Raw genomic sequence first — 21,850 nt, 5'->3', positions numbered from 1 at the left:
TAAGTTACGTCGTTCGACAATGTTCTTGTGATGGTGTCGAGCTCGATTGATGCGTTTTTATTCATATTTCAGGAGGGTACCATGTCAAGCAATAAGTTACGTGTGTTTTCCGGATCTTCCAATCCGCAACTGGCAGCGAAGATCTGTGCAGATCTAGGCGTAGAGCTCGGAAATGTCAAGCTATCTCGATTTAAGAGCGGAGAAATCTATGTTCACTATGAAGAGACGATTCGGAATTGCGATGTGTTTATCGTTCAATCCCTCTCTCATCCGATTAACGATCATTTCGTAGAGTTACTCGTGATGATCGATGCTGCGAAGCGTGCTTCCGCACGGACAGTCAACATTGTGATGCCTTATTACGGTTATGCAAGACAGGAACGCAAGGCAGCTCCGCGAGAACCGATCTCTGCGAAAATGGTTGCAGACGTACTAACAACCGTTGGAGCGAATCGTGTCATTACGATTGATCTGCATGCACCGGCGATTCAAGGATTCTTTAATATTCCAGTCGACCATTTGACGGCATTAGATCTGATCAGTGAATATCTCCGCAAAGAGAATATCGAGAACCCAATTATTGTATCCCCGGATGCAGGACGCGCATCGACAGCTGAGAAGCTTGCCAACCAACTGGACTCCCCTTTTGCCATCATGATTAAGAAACGCCCTAGCCATAATGAATCCGTCATTACACATGTCATTGGTGATGTGAAAGGCCACACACCGATTATTATTGAAGATTTGATTGATACCGGAACGACGATCGTGAACGTTGTGGAAGGCTTGAAGGAGCGCGGTGCGCATGATGTGTACGTCTGTGCGACACACCCTGTTTTCTCGGGACCTGCCTTACAGCGACTTGACCATCCGAATATCCGTGAAGTGGTCGTCACCGACTCCATTATGATCCCGGACAGCCACCCTGCAAGATTCAAAGTGATATCGGTCGCGCCAATGCTCGCTGAAGCGATGCGAATTATTACGAATGGCGGATCCATTAGCACATTGTTCAGAGATGCAGGGATTTGATTTTTTACCAGATATAAGTAATTTTTGGAAAACGATTTAGGTAATCTCTTCGATCTATGGTATACTTAGTTGCGAATAAAGCATGGTTAGGAACCATAGGAGGTGCCTTGTTGATGAAAGAAAAAAAGATGCTACCTGAAAGCCATCGAAAGAAAATCATACCGATCCAAATGGATGCTACTTTTTTCTTTGAGCGGGCCGTTCGTTCCTTGGATCGCTATCATTATGACAAGGCATTGAAGTATTTCCGCAAAGCGGTGGAATATGAGCCGGAAAATCCTGTCAACCATTGTAATATGGCCGGGATTCTGTCGGAGATGGGCAAGTATGAGGACTCTAATGAGATTCTGCAGATGGTGCTCGATTCGATCGAACCGAGTCTCTCAGAGTGTTATTTCTATATGGCTAACAATTACGCGAATATGGATCAGTTCGAAGAAGCTGAGGAAGCGTTGATTCGATATCTTGAGGAAGATGCGAGCGGACAATACTTGGGCGAAGCCGAGGAAATGATGGATTTGCTGCAATATGAATTGAACCGCCCAACGCGTCTGACGACCATTAAATCCCGTGAGGGTATGGTGGAGCATGATGAGGCTCGTTCGATGCTCGAAGAGGGTCGGTTCGGCGAGGCAGTTAAGGTGCTCGAACAGATTGTAGATGGTCAGCCAGATTTTCTAGCGGCGCGGAACAACTTAGGCCTGGCCTATTACTATATGGGATTGTTTGAGAAAGCAATGGATACCATAAATGATGTGCTGGAACGTGACCCAGGCAATTTGCATGCGCTCTGTAATCTGGCGATTTTCTACCAGCATGAAGGCAATGTCAAGGATCTGGCTCAGTTAATTGTGGCACTCAAGAAGACGGTACCTTTTCACCAAGAACATGTATTTAAGCTTGCGACGACCATGGGAATCATGGGGCAGCATGAGACAGCATATCGGCATTTCCGGAGATTGCTGAAAGATGAAGAGGTCAATTTCGATCCTTGTCTCTATCATTATACTGCGGTGGCAGCGTGTCATATCGGACGAATGGAAGAAGCATATCGGCTCTGGAATCATGCGCAGAAGCTTGACCCGGGATCTGAAATTCCGAAGTTCTATCTGGCGCAGCTGAAGGAGTATCGCCAGGTGGAAGAGAGCGGCGAAGGCATGGAAAAGCCTATGTGGAGTTATCATTATCATCTACCATTCGAAGAACAGTTCCGACTCTGGGAGAAGACGTCTGGCGGATTGCCGGATCATCTGAAGCGGGATCCGCTGGTGCGATCCTCGTTCTTCTGGGCTCTTCGACACGGGGATCAGCAGACCAAGCTTCAGGTTATTCAAGCGTTAGGCATGATTGCGGACTATGAAGTGCAAGAGGCGCTGCTCGGGTTCTTGCTCGAACCGAATGAAGAAGATTATTTGAAGCAGGTTGCGGTGTTCGTGCTGCGTTCCATGGGCTATGATGCGAAAGTGGAAGCAATTATGGATGGGAAGCGCACCATCATTGAAGGTAACGATCTATCCGCAAGACTCCCGGCTTGGGATGAACAGTGGCAGACGGTACTTACGCTTGCGCTTCGTACAATGAATAAGCGTTACGATATGCTGCAGCAATATGATCTGCAGACACTATGGGTCGAGTTCCTAACCCGCGTCTATCCCGACATGCCGAAGATTCATAAGGCCGAGGGCTGGGCAGCGGCGCTGGAATATCTTACAGCCAAGATGCATCGCCGAGCGATCTCATATCATGAAGTAGCGCAGCGATATAGCACATCCATCACAACGGTGAGTAAATATGTAAAATGGATGGACGAAGTATGTGGTATTAAGAAAAAGATGGATGCGATATTTCCATCCTACACCCAAGAATTCTAGAGGAATGCGCGATTCGCGCGTTCCTTCCATACATAAGGAGGATAAGATCGATGTATAAATCAATCGTTATCGGAACAGGGCCTGCTGGATTAACAGCTGCCATTTACTTAGCACGTGCGAACCTTAGCCCACTGGTCATTGAAGGACCTGAACCAGGCGGCCAATTAACAACAACGACGGATGTTGAGAACTTCCCTGGATTCCCGGAAGGGATTATGGGTCCGGAGCTCATGGATAATATGCGTAAGCAAGCAGAACGCTTTGGCGCAGAGTTCAAGACGGGCTGGGTGAACAGCGTAGACTTCTCCAAACGTCCATTCACGCTTCAAGTGGAAGGCATCGGTGAATTGCAGGCTGCAACGGTGATCATCTCGACAGGGGCTTCCGCGAGATACCTTGGTATTCCTGGGGAAAGAGATAACTTAGGACGCGGTGTGAGTGCATGTGCGACGTGCGACGGCTTCTTCTTCCGTAACAAGAAGATCATCGTCGTAGGTGGCGGTGACTCCGCGATGGAAGAAGCGAACTTCTTGACGCGCTTCGGCGATGTGACACTCGTTCACCGTCGCGATGAACTGCGCGCTTCGAAGATCATGCAAGACCGTGCACGTGAGAATGGCAAGATTAAATGGGCGCTTAACCGCTCCCCAATTGAAGTGCTTGCTGGCGACAACGGTGTCACGGGTCTTAAAGTGACGAACAATGAGACCGGTGAAGAAGAAGTGATCGAGACAGACGGTTTGTTCGTTGCAATCGGTCATACACCGAATACGAAATTCCTCGGCGGTCAAGTGGATACGGACGAGCAAGGGTATATCAATGTGAAGCCGGGCTCCATGGAGACGAACATTCCTGGCGTATTCGCTTGCGGCGACGTTCAGGATACGAAGTATCGCCAAGCGATCTCCGCAGCAGGAACAGGTTGTATGGCTGCGCTAGACGCAGAGAAGTTCTTGGAAGCGAACGAAATTCATTAATATATCGATGGTTACAGAAGCTGACGGGTAGTCCCGTCGGCTTTTTGATTTTTTCTTCAATTATGAACATTCTGGTAACTTCATCGGAAACCAATCGAATTTCAGTCATCCTTACTTGTACGGCGGATGAATATTCCAGATCATGGTGATACAATGAGTCTCGAAGAGGTCGATGTGATTTTTGTCGCAACACGTTTGGTCCCGAAATGCAGTCTATCGATCCATCCTTATTATCTAAAACGGAGGTATAATGATGAAAAAATCATTATTCGTACTAGGTCTAGCCTTATGTCTTATGTTTGTTCTATCGGCCTGTGGAGGAGACAGCAAATCAGGTGAACCGGCTGTTGCACCAACGGGCGTAACGAAAGAAGTAACGATCACTGCGAAGAATTTTGAGTTCTCGCCAGCAGAGATCAAAGTGAAAAAAGGCGATACGGTCAAGCTTACATTCAATTCGGAAGAAGGCGTCCATGGTCTGATGATCAAGGATTTTGACATTAATATGGATGAATCCGGCACCAAAGAATTCGTAGCCGATAAAGTGGGTACGTTTGATTTTAACTGTTCGATTATGTGCGGCGGCGGCCATGGGCAAATGGTTGGTAAAATTACTGTAGAATAACGCTAAGATGAATGACTGCGAAAAGCTGGTTTTCGTTGAGAATACTCACGAGAAGCAGCTTTTTCACTTGTATACCCTAGAGGTCTATACCTCATGAGGGAGTGTCCTATTATCTTGACCGATAATACAGCATAGCTTATAGTGGGTACTGAAACACAATTAACTTAGATAAAGGTGGATTTAGCATGTCTGAAACAATCTATGTTGGTGTGGACCTGGGCGGAACAGCAATCAAAGTTGGAGTCTGCAATGAACAGGGACAACTGCTGCATATGTATGAGGGCCCTACAGAGACGGAAAAGGGAGCAGAGACGATCATTGATAACATCGTGAAATATGTTCATCTAGTTGTCGAGCAGTCCCCTTTTTCGTGGGATCAAGTGGGCGGCGTAGGCGCTGGTCTCGCAGGCTTCATGAATTTGAAAGAGGGAATTATTCTACATTCTCCTAACCTACCATTTCGTGATATACCAATCCGTCAGATTCTTTCTGATCGACTGGACAAACCGGTTCGAGTGGATAATGATGCGAATGTGGCGGCGCTTGGTGAAGCATGGAGCGGTGCGGGTGCAGGGATCGACAATTGTGTATGTTACACGCTTGGAACAGGTGTAGGCGGAGGTATTATTATTAACGGCAGCATCTATCAAGGATTTGCTGGCGTAGCTGGTGAGCTCGGACATATGGCGGTTATTCCTGATTTGGAAGCAATCCAATGTGGGTGCGGCAAAATGGGATGCTTAGAGACCGTATCTTCGGCGACAGGCATTATCCGTATGGCGAAAGATGCTGTTGAACGCGGCGATCGCACATCGCTATCCACGCTCGAGGATATGATGGCTAAAGATGTGTTCGATGCAGCCAAGGCAGGGGATGAAGTCGCGACACGTATCGTTAATCGTGCAGCATTCTATCTGGGCAAAGCAATGGCAGCAGTGGCAGTCGTCCTGAATCCGGAACGGTTCATTATTGGCGGCGGCGTGTCCAAAGCAGGCGATATTCTATTCGATGAGATTCGTGAAGTGTTCTACAAGCTGACACCGGATTCATTACAAAAGGGTATTGAGATTGTGCCAGCAACACTCGGCAATGATGCGGGAGTGATCGGGGCAGCAGGATTGTGTAGTCGTTCTTAAGAGGAAGTTCTAAATACAAGGGGGAAGGGCCGTGATGGACACTTCATCGATGGCAAAAGCAAAACTGGTAATTATTACAGGCATGTCTGGAGCCGGGAAGACGATTGCTGTTCAGAGTTTAGAGGATCTTGGGTTTTTCTGCGTGGATAATCTGCCTCCGGTTCTTATTCCGAAGTTCGCAGAACTCATCGAACAATCGAACGGCAAAATCGGCAAAGTAGCACTTGTAATTGACCTTCGTGGCCGCGAATTCTTCACGGCATTATCCGAGTCATTAAATTATATTAAAGACCACTATACGCTGAATTGCGAGATCGTCTTCCTAGATGCAACGGACGGCGTACTTGTTCAACGTTATAAGGAGAGTCGGAGACGGCATCCGCTGGCACCGACAGGCATGCCGCTTGAAGGGATTCAGTTGGAGCGGAAGCTGCTCGAAGACTTAAAGGGATGGGCTTCCCAAGTCATCGATACGAGCAATATGAAGCCGGCGACGCTCAAGGAACGGATCGTATCTCGTTTTAATAATCTAGAGGGTAATACCTTATCCGTGCATATTACGTCATTTGGATTCAAATATGGCATCCCGATTGATGCGGATTTAATCTATGATGTACGCTTCCTTCCGAACCCGCATTATGTAGACGCCTTGCGTCCGCATACCGGGCAGGATCCGGAAGTCTATGATTACGTGATGAAATGGCCGGAGACGCAGATGTTCTTGACGAAGTTGGTCGATATGCTGCAATTCCTCATTCCTCAATATCGCAAAGAAGGAAAAAGCCAAGTTGTGATCGGGATCGGGTGTACCGGAGGGAAACATCGTTCGGTTGCCATTGCAGAATATTTGGGTCGTATCATTGGGGCCAGTGAGACTGAAATGGTTCGTGTAGCCCACCGAGATGCAGAGAAAGACCGTCATTAACTAAAGGCAAGACAATATGTACGAGGTGATGAGATGAGCCTAGAGTTTGAAGCAGTACAGCGTCCGCGGATTGTCGTCATGGGCGGAGGAACCGGATTGTCTGTCATGCTGCGCGGGCTGAAGGAAAAGCCTTTAGATATTACGGCCATCGTGACGGTTGCGGATGACGGCGGCAGTTCAGGGATTCTACGGAATGAGCTGCATATGCCGCCTCCGGGCGATATTCGCAACGTGCTCGGTGCACTTGCAGATGTTGAACCGCTCTTGTCGGAGATGCTGCAATACCGATTCAGTTCGGGGGCAGGTTTAGCCGGGCATAGTTTGGGCAATTTGATATTAGCAGCCATGACAGATATCTCTGGGGATTTCGTTACTGGGATTCGGGAGCTAAGCCGAGTACTGGCTGTGCGGGGACGTGTGCTTCCTGCTGCGAACCAGGCGGTTATTCTGCATGCAGAGATGGAAGACGGCACGGTTGTAACAGGTGAATCGACCATCCCGACAGCAGGCAAACGAATCAAGCGCGTCTTCTTGGAGCCTTCGAATGTTGAGCCGCTCGCAGAAGCTGTAGAGGCGCTGCGTCAAGCGGATGCAATTCTGATCGGCCCCGGAAGTCTCTATACGAGTATCATTCCGAATCTACTGGTACCTGAACTGGCTCAAGCGGTTGTCGATTCGTGTGCGGTCAAAATCTTTGTCTGCAACGTCATGACGCAGCCGGGCGAGACGGACAACTATACGGTGAGCGATCACTTGGACGCAGTGTATGACCACATCGGGCATCACATCTTCGATTATGTAATCGTGAACGACGGCGAGATTCCGCCGCAGGTTCAAGACAAATACGCAGAAAAAGGTGCAAAGGCTGTACATTTGGATTTAGAGGCTGTGACGAATCGAGGCTATAAAGTCATCGCGGACCGTCTTGTTCTATTCCGAACGTATCTGCGCCATGATGCGGATAAACTTAGTCATCATATCTATCAACTCGTCAAAAATTGGATGATACGAAAGAGGTGAGTCGCTTGTCTTTTGCGGCACAGACCAAAAAAGAATTAACCCAGGTTGAGGCGGATACGTGCTGCGAGCGAGCGGAGTTATCAGCTCTACTCCGAATGAATGGTTCCGTACAGTTGACGAATCGCAAGGTTATTCTGGATATCTCGACAGAGAATGCAGCGATAGCGAGACGTATATATTCGTTAATTAAGAAGTACTATGACGTACACACGGAGCTGCTCGTTCGGAAAAAAATGCGGTTGAAGAAAAATAATGTCTATATCGTGCGAATTCCAACGCAGGTGCAGGAAATATTGAAAGATTTGCATATCGTTTCAGAAGGTTTCAATTTTACGGACGGTATTGATAAGCAGATTATTGCAAATAACTGTTGTAAGCGAGCTTACTTACGCGGTGCCTTCATGGCTGGAGGTTCTGTGAACAATCCCGAGGGTTCATCGTATCATCTTGAGATTGCTTCGATGTACGAGGAGCATTGTCAGGCGTTAGTCGACCTTGCGAACGAATATGGGCTGAATGCTCGTTGTATCGAGCGGAAGAAAGGGTTTATTTTCTACATCAAAGAAGGCGAGAAGATTATCGATTTGCTCAGCATGATTGGCGCGCATCAAGCACTCTTCAAGTTCGAGGACGTGCGAATTATGCGCGATATGCGCAACTCGGTGAATCGGATCGTGAACTGTGAGACGGCGAATTTGAACAAAACCATCGGAGCCGCGGTGCGTCAGATTGATAACATCAAATTGCTGCAGAAGGAAGTGGGTCTGGAGAGTCTACCGGACAAACTTCGTGAAGTGGCAGAGGTGCGTCTGGCTCATCCGGATATTAACTTGAAAGAAGTCGGCGAGCTGCTCAAGGGGTCGGTGAGCAAGTCTGGGGTCAACCACAGACTGCGTAAGATCGACGAATTGGCGGAAAAAATTAGGAATGGGTAAAACTTTTTTCCTAGTGCTGTTCATGTTATAATGGTATAATGTTGTAAAAGACTAATAAATTATTAGGATAATCGCCAGATCGAATAAGTAATAGGGGGTAATTTTTCCATGACAAAGCACCCGGTAGTTGTGCGGTTAAAAACGGGTCTCCATGCTAGACCGGCAGCGTTGTTCGTTCAAGAAGCGAATAAATATTCGTCAGAGATTTTCGTGGAGAAAGACGAGAAGAAAGTTAATGCGAAAAGTATCATGGGAATAATGAGCTTGGCGATCAGCTCGGGAACTGAAATATATATAAGTGCGGAAGGTTCGGACGCTGAGCAAGCTATTTCTGCATTGGTTCAATTGGTTAGTAAGGAAGAACTTGAAAATCAATAATGAATGATGTACATACAAAGGCCCCTGGGATCAGGGGCTTTTTGTTGTATGAGGGCCTCAAAAAAATAGATTAAGCTTGCCTAAATAATTTATTTTTCAATGTAACATTTGGTAAATGAGAGCGTCTATGTAGGTAGAACCAAGTGAAGAATAATAAAAGGGAGGCTTTTCACATGAATCAGGATGTAAAAAGAATCAATAGATCAAAAAGATTAGGATTACTCGCAGCAACCGCACTGCTCGTCGCATTTGCATGGGTTGCTCCAACATCGAAGACTTATGCGGCCGAAGCGCCAGCAGCTCAGAGTCAGAGTGTCGTTCACACGATCAATGTAACGGGTAAAGGAGAAATTACAGTAACGCCGGATGTTGCGTATGTGACGCTCGGAATCGAGACCAAAGCGACAACAGCGAAGGAAGCGCAGAAAGCTAATGCAGCGAAGTTCGCCAAGTTGAAACAAGCGCTTACGAATTTCAAGGTCAAAGCAGAGGATGTGCAGACGGTTAGTTTCTATGTGAATCCAGAGTACACCTACAATGAGAAGTCAGGACCGAAATTAACAGGTTACTCCGCGACGCATATGGTGCAAGTAACGTATCGCGACTTGGATACCATCGGCAATCTGATCGATGCCGCTTCGGAAGCAGGAGTGAATCAGGTACAGGGTGTTCGTTTTGATACGGAACATCCAGAAATGTATGAGACACAAGTGTTAGAGAAGGCGATGAAGAATGCGGAAGTGAAAGCGAAAGCCATTGCCTCTGCAGCGAAGCAGCAGATTGTCTCGGTGATCACGGTGTCGGAATCAAGTGCAGATGTCTATCCAATGTTCACGAACCAAGTCTATGCAACAGCAAAAACGGAGTCGGCCGCAGCAGATACTTCCATCCAAACGGGTCAAGTTTCCATTAAATCCAACGTGACTGTCGTCTATGAAATAAAATAAGAAAGTTTCATGTATTTATTAGCGAATTAACGAGAAAATAGTTGTATCATCGGACAAAACACGGTATAGTGAAGATGCTTTGTAAACGAAGAAATGTCGATGAAAGCCATACCAATGGATATGGCTTTCTTTTTCTTGAAAGTTTAGAGTATTCGGGGTCCCCGCAAAGTACCTGGGACGCTTCGAAGCAATAACATCACTTTGTGGGGTTATTTTGAAATATAAGAGTAAGGGGTTGATGCCGATGATACAACTCACGAATATAGAAAAGCATTTTGCCGGTCAGACCGTCGTACACCCTCTATCCCTCACCATTGGCGAGGGCGAATTTTTGACATTGCTCGGGCCGAGCGGTTGTGGAAAGACGACGATTTTACGGATGATTGCTGGGTTTGAGCAACCTACAGTAGGTGAAATTTTTCTCGATGGTAAGGATGTTACAGAACTGCCGGCTAACAAGCGGGATTTGAATCTCGTATTTCAGCACTATGCTCTGTTCCCGCATATGACGGTGGAGCAGAACATTCAATTTGGTCTCAAAATGAAGAAGATTGATGCTGCCGAACAGAAGGAACGAATTGCTGAAGCAATCCGATTGACTCAGCTGACGCCTCTTGCGAAGCGTTATCCGCATCAATTATCTGGTGGTCAACAACAGCGGGTTGCGATTGCGCGTGCGATTGCGAACAAACCTCGCGTTCTTCTGTTGGACGAGCCGCTTGGCGCATTGGATCTACAGCTGCGTAAGAACCTGCAAGCCGAGCTGAAGCAATTGCAGCGCAGCCTCGGCATCACATTCGTCTATGTCACGCATGATCAAGAAGAAGCGATGATGATGAGTGACCGCATCGTCATTATGAATAACGGGAAAATTGAGCAGATTGGCACGCCGAAGGAAATTTACAATCGACCGCAGACGTTGTTCGCAGCGACCTTTATTGGTGAGAACAATGTGTTCCATGAAGCGGAGCGGATGTTCGCGATTCGTCCTGAGAAGCTCAAGGCAGTTCGGGACAGGGAACAGAAGGCGAAGCGCAAAGGTATTATTCAAGATATTGTATACTTAGGTAACGTACACAAATTGATGGTTCATCTGAATGATGAACAGACGACCGTATCGATCTGTCTCGATTTCACAGACGAGGATGAATGGCAAATTGGCCAGCATATCGGCGTGGATTGGCTTGATGCGGATGAGGTGAATATCGGGTTATGAAAAAAACGAAATGGTTGATCTCCCCGGTAGTCCTCTGGCTAAGTTTGTTTCTGATTTTGCCGATGGCGATTGTGGTCGTCATTTCTTTTCTCGGGCGCGATGAATTTGGGAATTTGGTCATTCAATTCAGCTTGGATAATTATGCACGGTTTTTCGACTCCCTCTATTTGGGGATCTACTGGGATACCATCGCGTTATCTGTTCTTACCACATTGATCTGCGTCTTGATCAGCTATCCGCTTGCGTATTACATTGCAAATGCAGGACCGACAAGGCAAAAAATATGGCTGCTGTTCATTACGGTGCCATTTTGGATAAATTTCCTAATCCGGACCTATGCTTGGGTCCTATTGCTGCGTTCTCAGGGTGTTGTCAATTCGTTCTTAATGGATATCGGAATCATTGATGAACCCTTGAAGATGTTGTATACAAAAGGCGCTGTGCTGCTGGGAATGGTCTATACCTTCATTCCGTACATGGTGCTGCCGATTTATGTATCGCTTGAACAGATGGATCGCAAACTGCTCGAAGCGGCAAGTGATCTGGGTGCTTCGCGTTGGCGCGCATTCTGGCATATTACGCTACCTCAGACCAAATCCGGCATGATGACCGGATCGGTGCTCGTATTCGTATCCACGGCAGGAATGTATGTGGTGACGGATATTCTCGGCGGTTCCAAATCGACGCTGCTGAGTAATATTATTCAGACCCAGTTCCTCGGGGCGAGGGATTGGCCGTTCGGCGCGGCGTTATCGGTTATATTCGCGATCACATCGCTGGTGTTGATCTACTTATTCAATATGGCACTCCGCTCACGCCATGAACGATCGAAGGAGGGACGAGCATGAAGCAGAAGACCAATCCATTGCTATCGATTCACGCTTACCTGGTGATGGCGTTTATCTACTTGCCTGTGCTCATGATCCTTATCTTCTCGTTCAATAATTCGCGGATTAACAGTACGTGGGAAGGCTTCACGTTCAAATGGTATGGCTCGTTATTTCAGAACCGTAACGTGATGGATGCATTAATGAACAGCTTGACGATCGCTTTTACATCGACGGTGATTGCGACGGTACTCGGTACGGTAGCGGCTCTAGCCCTTCGTAATGCAGTTCGTAAGAGTAAGACGGTGCTCGGCATGCTCTATCTCCCCATCGTTGTACCGGATATTATTATGGGTTTATCGCTGCTCTTGCTCTTCAGTCAATTCCATTTCCCGCTGGGCAAATGGACGATTATTATCGCTCACGTCACGTTCAGCATATCGTATGTGTATGTGATCGTTGCATCGAGAATTTCAGGAATGGGCAAACAATTAGAAGAGGCCGCGCAGGATTTGGGTGCCTCACCATGGCAGACGTTTCGTTACATTACGCTACCTGCGATCTGGCCAGGGGTATTGGCTGGTGCGATTATGGCGTTTACGTTGTCGATCGATGACTTCATGATTAGCTTCTTCGTGGCGGGGCCGGACTCGACGACATTGCCAATCTATATCTATGGGCTTGTCAAACGCGGAATTTCCCCAGAGATTAACGCATTATGTACAATTATGATTATTGTTAGTGTTGGATTGATTTTAATTGCGCAATGGTTGCAGAATAAAGGGAATCGGGGCAAGAAAGCTTCGACGCTTCCTTTTTAATATTATGATTCTTTAAAGCAGAAAGGGGTAATACGATTGAAAAAAATGAAATGGTTCGCGAGCACAGTCCTCGCTGGCGCAATGATCGCGACACTCGTCGTGACAGCAGGATGTTCTCAGAAGGAGACACTCAACTTATATAGCTGGGCTGATAATTTCGATCCGGATGTCATTAAAGATTTCGAGAAGAAATATGACGTAACGGTCAATTATGCAGTGTTTGCGAATAATGAAGATTTGCTCGCCAAATTGAAGGCCGGCGGATCGAAGTATGATGTGATTCAGCCATCGGATTATATGGTTGCGACGATGATCCAGCAGGATCTGCTCGAGCCGCTCAATAAAGATAATATTCCGAATTGGAACAATATATCGAGCCATTTCAAGAACCTTCCTTACGACAAAGATAATAAATACTCCATCGTCTACACATCCGGTGTCACGGGAATCGCATACAACAAGAAGTATGTGAAAGGCGAGATTACAAGCTGGTCCGACCTATGGAAACCAGAATTTAAAGATAAAGTCCTGTTGCTTGATGATATGCGTGAAGTAATTGGCATGGGCCTGAAGAAGAACGGATTCTCGAATAGCTCGACCAACGAGAATGAGATTAAAAAGTCTGTAGATGATATTAAACAACTGCTTCCGAGTGTATTGGCGTTTGATACCGATAATATTAAACAGAAGCTGATTGCAGAAGAAGGTTGGATCGGAACCGTATGGTCCGGCGATGCTGCATATATTGCTGCTCAGAACCCGGATATTGCTTATGTGATTCCGAAAGAAGGCAGTACAATCTTCTCCGATAACTATGCGATTCCTAAAGGTGCGAAGAACAAAGATTTAGCAGAGAAATTCATTAACTTCATGCTGGATCCAGAAGTTAGTGCGAAGAACTATGAGTCCATCGGATACAGTGATCCCAATGAAAAAGCAAAACCGTTCCATAGCCCTGAGTATCAAGCGAATAAGATGATTAACCTAAGTAATGATGAGTTTGCACGTACCGAATGGTTGATGGATGTAGGTAAAACATTGCAAGTCTACGACCGCTACTGGACTGAAATCAAGAGCGGACGCGAATAAGACGTTAACGATCAAAGAGGAGGCGTTCACCCATGAAAAACGTATTGCGAACGATTACGCTTGTTGCTCTATGCCTCGTATTTTTAATTCCAACTTCCTATGCATCGGCGGCTACAGCGCCTTGGCAATCCGTGGCGACGCCAAATATTCAGATTACGCTGGATGGAGCACCACTGCTCAGCAAAGGGATTGTACAGGACGGTAGTACATATATTCCGCTTAACATCCTTGCGAAAGATCTGAAACTCGATACGGCTTATGATGCGCAGAAGAAAGTCATGCGTGTAAAAGCAAAGGGAAAAGATGTTGTTATTCAAGTTAATCAATACGCCGTCAATTCGATTGTGAATGGTCACGAATTATGGGATGCTTACGGACGCATCCTCTTGAATGGTAGTAACTATGTCGCTCTGAGCCTTCTGACAGATAATTTCGGCTACCACTCGACTTGGGATCCGAAGACGAAATCCGTTCATTTGACCAAGGTACAAGAAAACGACATCATCTGGTCATCGAAGAAAATCGATGAGAATACCAAAGATGCGATTATCAATGTACAATATCCGCAGGTAAGCGGGCTCAAAAATGCGGAGGTTCAAGAGAAAATCAACACATTGTTCGCTTCGGAAGCGAAGAAGTATGTCGACACGGCCAAAGAGAGCTCGAAGGGTGCCTACGAAGAACTTGGATTTAAATATGAATACACGTCGAATTATGATATCAAATATAATTCGAACCAAGTGATCAGCCTCTTATTCTCGAGCAATGAATATACAGGCGGCGCGCATGGCATGCCAGAGCAATGGTCTTATACCATCAATATTGATACTGGCATCGTCTATACGCTGAATGATCTGTTCAAGCTTGTTCCGGAATACAAGCAAGTCATCAATGAAAAGATCAAAAAAGAGATTGCACCGATGTTGATGTACGATGCCAAATTCCAGAGCATTAACGAAGATACAACTTTCTATGTGAAAGACGAGGGTGTTGTGGTTTATTTCGGGGTGTATGAATATACGCCTTACGCAGCTGGATTCCCTGAATTCTATATTCCATTCCGTTCCGTATCACCGAGCTTTGAAGGCAAGCTGCCTTTCTAGAAGTTTTTGAGTGGTAGCTCATACAATGAAACCCCCATGCATTGGATGCATGGGGGTTTGTCGTCTTGCGTTTAACTTACAGCTTCTCAAGAACCTTGTCGACCAATCCGTATTCCGCAGCTTCATAAGCGCTCATGAAGTAGTCGCGGTCGGTATCCTTCTCGATACGCTCTAGCGGCTGGCCACTGCGATCCGCAAGAATTTTGTTCAGATGATCACGCATCTTGATAATACGTTTCGCGCGAATTTCAATATCGCTGGCTTGACCTTCTGCTCCACCTAATGGTTGATGGATCATGACTTCACTGTTCGGCAGTGCGAAGCGTTTGCCCTTCACCCCTGCTGTAAGCAAGAAGGCACCCATGGAAGCTGCCATACCGACGCAAATCGTCGATACATCCGGTTTAATGAATTGCATTGTATCGTAAATCGCCATACCTGCCGTAATCGATCCGCCCGGGCTATTGATATACAGCGAGATGTCCTTCTCTGGATCTTCTGCTGCAAGGAATAGCATTTGCGCAATGATCGAATTCGCTACCACGTCATTAACGGGTGAGCCTAAGAAAATAATACGATCTTTCAACAGCCTTGAATAAATGTCATATGAACGTTCGCCGCGGTTCGTCTGTTCCACGACCATAGGAATGTAACTCACAGAAAATCCTCCTCTACTCACATCGACTAGCTTTCCACCAAATCATACTCCAAATTAGAACAAAAGTCAAAGATAGTCAAACTGGTGATACAAAAAAATCAGCCGAAGCTGATTCTGTGTGTGTATGTATGGCGCGCCCGCTAGGAATCGAACCTAGATCTCAGGCTCCGGAGGCCTACGTCATATCCATTGGACCACGGGCGCAAAAAGGATAGCAAAGAGAATTATATGCTATAAATCATAGAATTGCAAGTCCTAATCTGATTATCAGGAGAAAGCTTCTACCGAGAACATTCGAAAATGAGCTGCCGAGTCAAAAAGGGCTAGTCCACGATGTATAAGTTTCTGAAAACATGTGAATTCTACATGCGGTACACTTGCAAACTGCTCTCGAAAGGGTTAAACTAGAGGTGGGACTAAAAAGGTTTCCGTGGGACGTTTTCGGGCCAACTAAAGTTGCAGGAGTGGAAAGAAATGCGGAAAATATTAGAGATAGAAAAGCAACTTCTGCCTGATCTCATGGAAATACTAAAAAAGAGATATGAAATCCTTCATCAAATCAAGCTGTCTGAGTTAGTCGGGCGCAGGACGCTGGCGACTTCCTTAGAGATGACCGAGCGGGTATTGCGTGCAGAGACAGATTTATTAAAGACACAAGGACTCATTGAAATTGAGAGCGCAGGGATGCGCCTAAGTTCAGCCGGAGAGAAGCTGCTAGAGGACTTAGAATCCATTGTGAAAGAACTGTTCGGTCTAACAAATATGGAGGAGCGAATTCGCAAGTCTTTCGGTCTTCAGCAAGTGCTGATTGTACCGGGTGATTCGGATCGTTCGCCGCTTACGAAGCGAGATCTTGGTCTTGCAGCATGTAAAGTGCTTCGTAAAGTGATGGGTAAAGATGATGTCGTTGCTCTCACTGGCGGTTCCACACTGGCTCAGATGGCAGAACAGATGACTTCAACGACGCCGATGAAATCCAATTGGTTCGTGCCAGCTCGTGGCGGTTTAGGCGAGAGTCTTGATTATCAAGCCAACACCATCGCATCGAAGATGGCAAAGCGTGTAGGTGCGCAATATCGATTACTGCATGTCCCGGATCTTCTCAGCGAAGAGGCATATCAGTCCTTGATGCAAGAACCGAATATTCTGGAGATTGTAGAGTTCATTCGGAAAGCTCGCATTGTCGTTCATGGGATTGGAGACGCCTTTGTGATGGCCAAACGAAGACGGGTCGATCAACAGATGGTGGATGCTCTAAGGCAGGAGGGTGCTCTAGCGGAAGCGTACGGGTACTATTTTGACCGACAAGGCAATGTGGTTCACAAGATGGTGTCCTTAGGGCTTCGACTCGAAGAGATTCAAGAAATGGAACTTGTGATTGCGATTGCTGGCGGTGCTAGCAAAGGAGCAGCGATTCATTCCGTCTTAAAATTCGGGCGAGAGAATGTGCTCATTATTGACGAAGGTGCAGCGCTTGAAATCATTCGATTGATGGATGCTGAAGAACAAGAAGTAAGTTAACAATGTTGTGGTCTTGACGAGCCCTCAGGTTTGTCTTGAGTATATATAAATTAATTTTAGGAGGAATCATCAATGGTTAAAGTTGGTATTAATGGTTTTGGACGTATTGGACGCCTTGCTTTCCGCCGTATTCAAGCAGTAGAAGGTATCGAAGTAGTAGCAATCAATGACTTGACAGACGCTAAAATGTTAGCTCATTTGTTGAAATATGATACAACTCAAGGTCAATTCCAAGGAAACGTTGAAGTACATGAAGGATTCTTCAAAGTAAACGGTAAAGACGTTAAAGTTCTTGCGAACCGTAACCCTGAAGAATTGCCATGGGGCGAGCTTGGCGTAGACATCGTTCTTGAATGTACTGGATTCTTCACAACAAAAGAAGCTGCTGAGAAACACATCAAAGCAGGCGCGAAAAAAGTTGTTATCTCGGCTCCAGCAACTGGCGATATGAAAACAATCGTATACAACGTAAACCATGAAATTCTTGATGGTACAGAGACAGTTATCTCTGGCGCATCTTGCACAACAAACTGCCTAGCTCCAATGGCAAAAGTATTGCAAGACAAATTCGGTATCATTGAAGGCTTGATGACAACAATCCACGCTTACACAGGTGACCAAAATACACTTGATGCTCCGCATGCGAAAGGTGACTTCCGTCGCGCTCGTGCAGCAGCTGAGAACATCATCCCTAACACAACTGGCGCAGCAAAAGCAATCGGTCTTGTTATCCCTGAACTTCAAGGTAAACTTGACGGTGCAGCACAACGTGTTCCTGTAGCAACAGGTTCTTTGACTGAGCTTGTAACTGTTCTTCATGAAAAAGTAACAGCTGACGAGATCAACGCTGCAATGAAAGCTGCTTCTGACCCAGCAACTTATGGCTACACAGAAGACGAAATCGTATCTTCCGATATCAAAGGTATGACTTTCGGTTCCTTGTTCGACGCAACACAAACAAAAGTATTGACAGTTGGCGACAAGCAATTGGTTAAAACAGTAGCTTGGTACGACAATGAAATGTCTTACACAGCGCAATTGATCCGTACGTTGGAATATTTCGCTAAACTAGCTACGAAGTAATAGCGGTTGTAGCATGATTGTAGAGCGGAAACAGTTCATAATTGTTTCCGCTCTTTAACTAATATGTGTTTGGAGGAACCGACGAATGAACAAGAAGAGTGTACGTGATGTAGAAGTAACTGGTAAACGCGTATTTGTCCGTGTCGATTTTAACGTGCCATTAGAAGACGGTAAAATTACGGACGACACACGCATTCGTGAAACCCTGCCTACGATCAAATATTTGATCGAGAACGGTGCAAAAGTTATTCTAGCAAGTCACATGGGCCGTCCAAAAGGTCAGTTCGTGGATTCGATGCGTTTAACACCAGCTGCGGTTCGTCTTAGCGAATTGCTAGGCAAACCAGTAGTTAAAGCAGACGAAGCGATTGGCGATGCGGTTAAAGCACAAATCGCTGAGCTCAAAGACGGCGATGTATTGCTTCTTGAGAACGTTCGTTTCTACGCAGGTGAAGAGAAGAATGATCCGGAACTCGCGAAAGAATTTGCATCCCTTGCAGATTTGTTCGTGAATGACGCATTCGGCGCTGCTCACCGTGCGCATGCTTCGACAGCAGGTATTGCTGCATACTTACCAGCCGTTTCCGGACTTCTGATGGAGAAAGAATTGAACGTACTTGGTAAAGCATTGCTGAACCCTGAGCGTCCATTCACAGCGATTGTCGGCGGATCGAAAGTAAAAGATAAAATCGATGTTATCAACAAAATGCTCGAAATTGCTGACAACGTACTGATCGGTGGCGGACTTGCTTACACATTCCTCAAAGCACAAGGTCACGAAATCGGCAAATCGCTTTGCGATAACGAGAAATTGGAAACAGCGCTTGGATTTATCGAGAAAGCCAAACAACTTGGCAAAAACTTCATGATTCCAGTGGATTACGTTGTAACGGACGATTTCAGTGCGGATGCCAATACGAAGATCGTTGATGTTGACGGCATTCCAGCAGACTGGGAAGGTATCGATATCGGACCGAAAACGCGTGAGCTTTATGCAGACGTGATCAAGAACTCGAAGCTCATCGTATGGAACGGACCTATGGGCGTATTCGAAATCGAGCCATTCTCCCACGGTACGCGTGCGGTTGCACAAGCTTGTGCAGATACAGCAGGCTACACAGTTATTGGTGGCGGTGATTCTGCAGCAGCAGCTGAGAAGTTCCATTTGGCAGACAAAATGGACCACATCTCTACTGGTGGCGGCGCATCTCTTGAGTTCATGGAAGGCAAGAAACTTCCAGGCGTTGAAGCTCTTAACGATAAATAAGATCAGTACTCCTTAGGTGAGGAAAATAGAAGGACGTGAAAACCATGAGTAGAACTCCAATCATTGCAGGGAACTGGAAGATGTTCAAAACTGTAAGTGAATCAACAGCTTTCGTTCAAGATGTGAAGGGGAAAGCAGAAGTTGCAGGCGTGGAGAGCGTGATTTGCGCACCATTCACGAACTTGCCAGCACTTGTTGAGGCGGTAAAAGGCACTTCCATCAAAATTGGTGCACAAAACATGCACTTCGAAGATAACGGCGCATTCACAGGTGAAATCAGCGGCATTATGCTGAAGGATCTTGGTGTGGAATACGTGATCTTGGGTCACTCCGAGCGTCGCGCATACTTCGCAGAGACAGATGAGATCGTGAACAAAAAAATGCACGCAGCATTCAAACACGGTCTTACTCCGATCGTATGTGTTGGTGAGAAGCTTGAAGAGCGTGAAGCAGGTCAGACGAAAGATGTCTGCAAAGTGCAGACCGAAGCTGCATTCCAAGGATTAAGCGCAGAGCAAGCGGCGAAAGCTGTTATTGCTTATGAGCCAATCTGGGCGATTGGAACGGGTAAATCTTCAACTGCAGCAGATGCGAATGAAGTCATTAGCTACATTCGTGAACTTGTGAAAGGTTTGTATGGAGAGCAAGTAGCGAATGCGGTTCGCATTCAATACGGCGGCAGCGTGAAACCGGAAAATGTACAAGAGTACATGGGACAAAGCGATATCGATGGCGCTTTGGTCGGTGGCGCAAGCTTGCAGCCAGCTTCCTACATTGCATTGGTTGAGGGGGCGAAGTAAATGACAGCACCTAAACCGGTAGCACTGATTATCCTTGACGGTTTCGGGCTTAGTGACAACTTGGTGGGTAACGCCGTTGCACAAGCGAACAAGCCGAATTTTGACCGTTACTGGTCGACTTATCCTCACACAACGCTTACGGCTTGTGGTGAAGCGGTAGGGCTTCCTGAAGGTCAAATGGGGAACTCGGAAGTGGGTCACTTGAACATCGGCGCAGGCCGGATCGTGTATCAAGATTTGACTCGCATCTCCAAATCCATTCGTGACGGTGAGTTTTTCGATAACGAGACGCTTATTAAGGCGGTTCGTCATGCGAAAAATAACGATAAAAAATTGCATCTCTATGGATTGCTATCCGATGGTGGTGTGCACAGTCACATCAGTCATTTGTTCGCTATGTTAGAGCTTTGCAAAAAAGAAGAATTCAACAACGTATTTATCCATGCTTTCTTGGATGGCCGCGATGTATCGCCAGATAGCGCAAAAGGCTATATGGAACAATTGATCGCGAAAATTCAGGAACTCGGCGTAGGTACAATCGCAACGGTTCAAGGCCGTTACTATGCGATGGACCGCGATAAGCGTTGGGAGCGTACGGAGAAATCCTACCGCGCGATGGTATACGGCGAAGGCCCGAAATACCAAGACCCACTCAAAGCAATCGTGGAATCCTATGAGAAATCGGTATTCGACGAATTCGTCATGCCGACCGTTATCGTGGATGAGAACGAACAACCTGTAGGCTTGATGGAGTCGGAAGATTCCGTTATCTTCTTGAACTTCCGTCCAGACCGTGCGATCCAATTGTCCCAAGTGTTCACGAACGCGGACTTCCGTGGATTTGACCGTGGGGACAAAGCACCGAAGAACTTACACTATGTATGTCTAACGATGTTCAGCGAGAGTGTGGACGGATTCGTCGCATACTCACCGAAGAACCTTGATAATACACTCGGCGAAGTGCTCGTACAGAACAACAAGAAACAACTTCGTATCGCTGAGACTGAGAAATATCCGCACGTTACGTTCTTCTTCAGTGGCGGACGTGACAAGGAATTGGAAGGCGAGACACGTATCCTGATCCCTTCACCGAAAGTTGCAACGTATGACTTGCAGCCTGAGATGAGTGCAGCAGAAGTTGCAGCAGCAGCGGTGGCTGAGATCGAAGCGGAGCGCCAAGATTGCATTATCTTGAACTTTGCGAACCCGGATATGGTGGGTCACTCCGGTATGCTCGAGCCGACGATCAAAGCAGTTGAAGCAACGGATGAGTGCCTTGGTAAAGTGGTTGATGCTGTCATCGCAAAAGGCGGTGTAGCCATCATTATCGCGGACCATGGTAATGCCGAAGTTGAGATCGACGAGAATGGCCGTCCACATACCGCGCATACGACGAACCCGGTTCCTTGTATCGTGACTACGAAAGATGTTACGCTAAGAGAAGGCGGAATTTTGGCGGACGTGGCTCCGACCATTCTTGACCTGATGCAATTGAACAAGCCGGAAGAAATGACGGGCACAACAATTGTAAATAAGTAATTAAAATTAAATTGAGAGTTGATAATCCGACTTTTCAGCACCGAGCAGGTTGTATGAAGCTGAAGAAGGAGTAGCGGAGT

General features: G+C 46.5%; 21 protein-coding genes and 1 tRNA gene. 20 read left to right on the top strand and 2 right to left on the bottom strand.

The window, feature by feature from the left end:
* Positions 1-81 precede the first annotated feature (81 nt).
* The 15 genes from ACFQZR_RS25270 to ACFQZR_RS25200 all read left to right on the top strand — a co-directional run bounded on the left by ACFQZR_RS25270 (position 82) and on the right by ACFQZR_RS25200 (position 14,902).
* The gene (locus ACFQZR_RS25270) at positions 82-1,032 is read left to right on the top strand and encodes a ribose-phosphate diphosphokinase (RefSeq protein ID WP_379351144.1); all 951 of its coding nucleotides are present in this window, start codon (positions 82-84) and stop codon (positions 1,030-1,032) included.
* 113 nt (positions 1,033-1,145) lie between these two features.
* Positions 1,146-2,903 (top strand): tetratricopeptide repeat protein, encoded by a 1,758-nt coding sequence (locus ACFQZR_RS25265; RefSeq protein ID WP_379351142.1) that lies wholly within the window; start codon positions 1,146-1,148, stop codon positions 2,901-2,903.
* Positions 2,904-2,953: 50 nt separating this feature from the next.
* Positions 2,954-3,880, top strand: a complete 927-nt coding sequence (trxB, locus tag ACFQZR_RS25260) for a thioredoxin-disulfide reductase (protein WP_379351140.1) — start codon at positions 2,954-2,956, stop codon at positions 3,878-3,880.
* A gap of 250 nt (positions 3,881-4,130) precedes the next feature.
* The gene (locus ACFQZR_RS25255; RefSeq protein WP_379351138.1) at positions 4,131-4,505 is read left to right on the top strand and encodes a cupredoxin domain-containing protein; all 375 of its coding nucleotides are present in this window, start codon (positions 4,131-4,133) and stop codon (positions 4,503-4,505) included.
* 185 nt (positions 4,506-4,690) lie between these two features.
* On the top strand, positions 4,691-5,641 hold the full coding sequence (locus ACFQZR_RS25250) for an ROK family glucokinase (RefSeq protein WP_379351135.1): 951 nt from the start codon (positions 4,691-4,693) through the stop codon (positions 5,639-5,641).
* 34 nt (positions 5,642-5,675) lie between these two features.
* Complete coding sequence (rapZ, locus tag ACFQZR_RS25245) at positions 5,676-6,566, top strand: RNase adapter RapZ (RefSeq protein ID WP_018759083.1); 891 nt, start codon at positions 5,676-5,678, stop codon at positions 6,564-6,566.
* Between the two features lie 33 nt (positions 6,567-6,599).
* The gene (locus ACFQZR_RS25240; RefSeq protein ID WP_379351133.1) at positions 6,600-7,586 is read left to right on the top strand and encodes a gluconeogenesis factor YvcK family protein; all 987 of its coding nucleotides are present in this window, start codon (positions 6,600-6,602) and stop codon (positions 7,584-7,586) included.
* A gap of 5 nt (positions 7,587-7,591) precedes the next feature.
* Positions 7,592-8,521 carry a DNA-binding protein WhiA gene (gene whiA, locus ACFQZR_RS25235; protein WP_379351131.1) on the top strand — a complete coding sequence of 310 codons (930 nt, stop codon included), beginning with the start codon at positions 7,592-7,594 and terminating at the stop codon, positions 8,519-8,521.
* Positions 8,522-8,629: 108 nt separating this feature from the next.
* A complete protein-coding gene (locus ACFQZR_RS25230) occupies positions 8,630-8,899 on the top strand; it encodes an HPr family phosphocarrier protein (protein ID WP_018759086.1) in 270 nt (89 codons plus the stop codon).
* A gap of 173 nt (positions 8,900-9,072) precedes the next feature.
* Positions 9,073-9,846, top strand: coding sequence for an SIMPL domain-containing protein (locus ACFQZR_RS25225; protein WP_379351129.1), 774 nt, complete (start codon positions 9,073-9,075; stop codon positions 9,844-9,846).
* 238 nt (positions 9,847-10,084) lie between these two features.
* Positions 10,085-11,062, top strand: coding sequence for an ABC transporter ATP-binding protein (locus ACFQZR_RS25220; RefSeq protein WP_379351127.1), 978 nt, complete (start codon positions 10,085-10,087; stop codon positions 11,060-11,062).
* A complete protein-coding gene (locus ACFQZR_RS25215) occupies positions 11,059-11,910 on the top strand; it encodes an ABC transporter permease (RefSeq protein ID WP_379351124.1) in 852 nt (283 codons plus the stop codon). Before ACFQZR_RS25220 ends, ACFQZR_RS25215 begins: the two co-directional genes overlap by 4 nt.
* A complete protein-coding gene (locus ACFQZR_RS25210; RefSeq protein ID WP_018759090.1) occupies positions 11,907-12,710 on the top strand; it encodes an ABC transporter permease in 804 nt (267 codons plus the stop codon). The genes ACFQZR_RS25215 and ACFQZR_RS25210 overlap by 4 nt, the downstream gene beginning before the upstream one ends.
* Positions 12,711-12,746: 36 nt before the next feature.
* Entirely contained in the window at positions 12,747-13,799 is a 1,053-nt protein-coding gene (locus ACFQZR_RS25205) for an ABC transporter substrate-binding protein (RefSeq protein WP_018759091.1), read from the top strand.
* Between the two features lie 32 nt (positions 13,800-13,831).
* The gene (locus ACFQZR_RS25200; RefSeq protein ID WP_379351121.1) at positions 13,832-14,902 is read left to right on the top strand and encodes a PdaC/SigV domain-containing protein; all 1,071 of its coding nucleotides are present in this window, start codon (positions 13,832-13,834) and stop codon (positions 14,900-14,902) included.
* Between the two features lie 76 nt (positions 14,903-14,978).
* On the opposite strand, the gene clpP is transcribed toward ACFQZR_RS25200, so the two are convergent.
* Complete coding sequence (gene clpP, locus ACFQZR_RS25195) at positions 14,979-15,560, bottom strand: ATP-dependent Clp endopeptidase proteolytic subunit ClpP (protein WP_314586539.1); 582 nt, start codon at positions 15,558-15,560, stop codon at positions 14,979-14,981.
* A gap of 129 nt (positions 15,561-15,689) precedes the next feature.
* Positions 15,690-15,764 (bottom strand) — tRNA-Arg (locus ACFQZR_RS25190).
* 270 nt (positions 15,765-16,034) lie between these two features.
* On the opposite strand from ACFQZR_RS25190, the gene ACFQZR_RS25185 reads away from it, so the two are divergent.
* From ACFQZR_RS25185 to gpmI, 5 genes are all read left to right on the top strand, one after another.
* Positions 16,035-17,081 carry a sugar-binding transcriptional regulator gene (locus ACFQZR_RS25185; protein WP_018759094.1) on the top strand — a complete coding sequence of 349 codons (1,047 nt, stop codon included), beginning with the start codon at positions 16,035-16,037 and terminating at the stop codon, positions 17,079-17,081.
* 72 nt (positions 17,082-17,153) lie between these two features.
* Positions 17,154-18,164: a type I glyceraldehyde-3-phosphate dehydrogenase gene (gap, locus tag ACFQZR_RS25180; protein ID WP_379351118.1), complete on the top strand. Its 1,011-nt coding sequence runs from the start codon at positions 17,154-17,156 to the stop codon at positions 18,162-18,164.
* 85 nt (positions 18,165-18,249) lie between these two features.
* Positions 18,250-19,431, top strand: a complete 1,182-nt coding sequence (locus ACFQZR_RS25175; RefSeq protein WP_379351116.1) for a phosphoglycerate kinase — start codon at positions 18,250-18,252, stop codon at positions 19,429-19,431.
* A 44-nt stretch (positions 19,432-19,475) separates the two neighbouring features.
* Positions 19,476-20,231: a triose-phosphate isomerase gene (gene tpiA, locus ACFQZR_RS25170; RefSeq protein ID WP_379351114.1), complete on the top strand. Its 756-nt coding sequence runs from the start codon at positions 19,476-19,478 to the stop codon at positions 20,229-20,231.
* Positions 20,232-21,770: a 2,3-bisphosphoglycerate-independent phosphoglycerate mutase gene (gpmI, locus tag ACFQZR_RS25165; RefSeq protein ID WP_379351112.1), complete on the top strand. Its 1,539-nt coding sequence runs from the start codon at positions 20,232-20,234 to the stop codon at positions 21,768-21,770.
* Positions 21,771-21,850: the final 80 nt, after the last annotated feature.

Source organism: Paenibacillus sp. GCM10027629, from assembly GCF_042676425.1.
Lineage (GTDB): Bacteria > Bacillota > Bacilli > Paenibacillales > Paenibacillaceae > Paenibacillus_K > Paenibacillus_K terrigena.
This window is presented reverse-complemented; position numbering and strand designations above follow the sequence as displayed.

Bases quoted from the DNA above. Each gene is read 5' to 3' on its own strand.
- gap (WP_379351118.1), top strand. From the start codon at position 17,154: ATGGTTAAAGTTGGTATTAATGGTTTTGGACGTATTGGACGCCTTGCT.
- ACFQZR_RS25175 (WP_379351116.1), top strand. From the start codon at position 18,250: ATGAACAAGAAGAGTGTACGTGATGTAGAAGTAACTGGTAAACGCGTA.
- ACFQZR_RS25215 (WP_379351124.1), top strand. From the start codon at position 11,059: ATGAAAAAAACGAAATGGTTGATCTCCCCGGTAGTCCTCTGGCTAAGT.
- ACFQZR_RS25250 (WP_379351135.1), top strand. From the start codon at position 4,691: ATGTCTGAAACAATCTATGTTGGTGTGGACCTGGGCGGAACAGCAATC.
- trxB (WP_379351140.1), top strand. From the start codon at position 2,954: ATGTATAAATCAATCGTTATCGGAACAGGGCCTGCTGGATTAACAGCT.
- ACFQZR_RS25240 (WP_379351133.1), top strand. From the start codon at position 6,600: ATGAGCCTAGAGTTTGAAGCAGTACAGCGTCCGCGGATTGTCGTCATG.
- ACFQZR_RS25230 (WP_018759086.1), top strand. From the start codon at position 8,630: ATGACAAAGCACCCGGTAGTTGTGCGGTTAAAAACGGGTCTCCATGCT.
- ACFQZR_RS25265 (WP_379351142.1), top strand. From the start codon at position 1,146: ATGAAAGAAAAAAAGATGCTACCTGAAAGCCATCGAAAGAAAATCATA.
- ACFQZR_RS25255 (WP_379351138.1), top strand. From the start codon at position 4,131: ATGATGAAAAAATCATTATTCGTACTAGGTCTAGCCTTATGTCTTATG.
- ACFQZR_RS25200 (WP_379351121.1), top strand. From the start codon at position 13,832: ATGAAAAACGTATTGCGAACGATTACGCTTGTTGCTCTATGCCTCGTA.
- tpiA (WP_379351114.1), top strand. From the start codon at position 19,476: ATGAGTAGAACTCCAATCATTGCAGGGAACTGGAAGATGTTCAAAACT.
- ACFQZR_RS25185 (WP_018759094.1), top strand. From the start codon at position 16,035: ATGCGGAAAATATTAGAGATAGAAAAGCAACTTCTGCCTGATCTCATG.
- ACFQZR_RS25210 (WP_018759090.1), top strand. From the start codon at position 11,907: ATGAAGCAGAAGACCAATCCATTGCTATCGATTCACGCTTACCTGGTG.
- ACFQZR_RS25225 (WP_379351129.1), top strand. From the start codon at position 9,073: ATGAATCAGGATGTAAAAAGAATCAATAGATCAAAAAGATTAGGATTA.
- ACFQZR_RS25270 (WP_379351144.1), top strand. From the start codon at position 82: ATGTCAAGCAATAAGTTACGTGTGTTTTCCGGATCTTCCAATCCGCAA.
- rapZ (WP_018759083.1), top strand. From the start codon at position 5,676: ATGGACACTTCATCGATGGCAAAAGCAAAACTGGTAATTATTACAGGC.
- ACFQZR_RS25220 (WP_379351127.1), top strand. From the start codon at position 10,085: ATGCCGATGATACAACTCACGAATATAGAAAAGCATTTTGCCGGTCAG.
- gpmI (WP_379351112.1), top strand. From the start codon at position 20,232: ATGACAGCACCTAAACCGGTAGCACTGATTATCCTTGACGGTTTCGGG.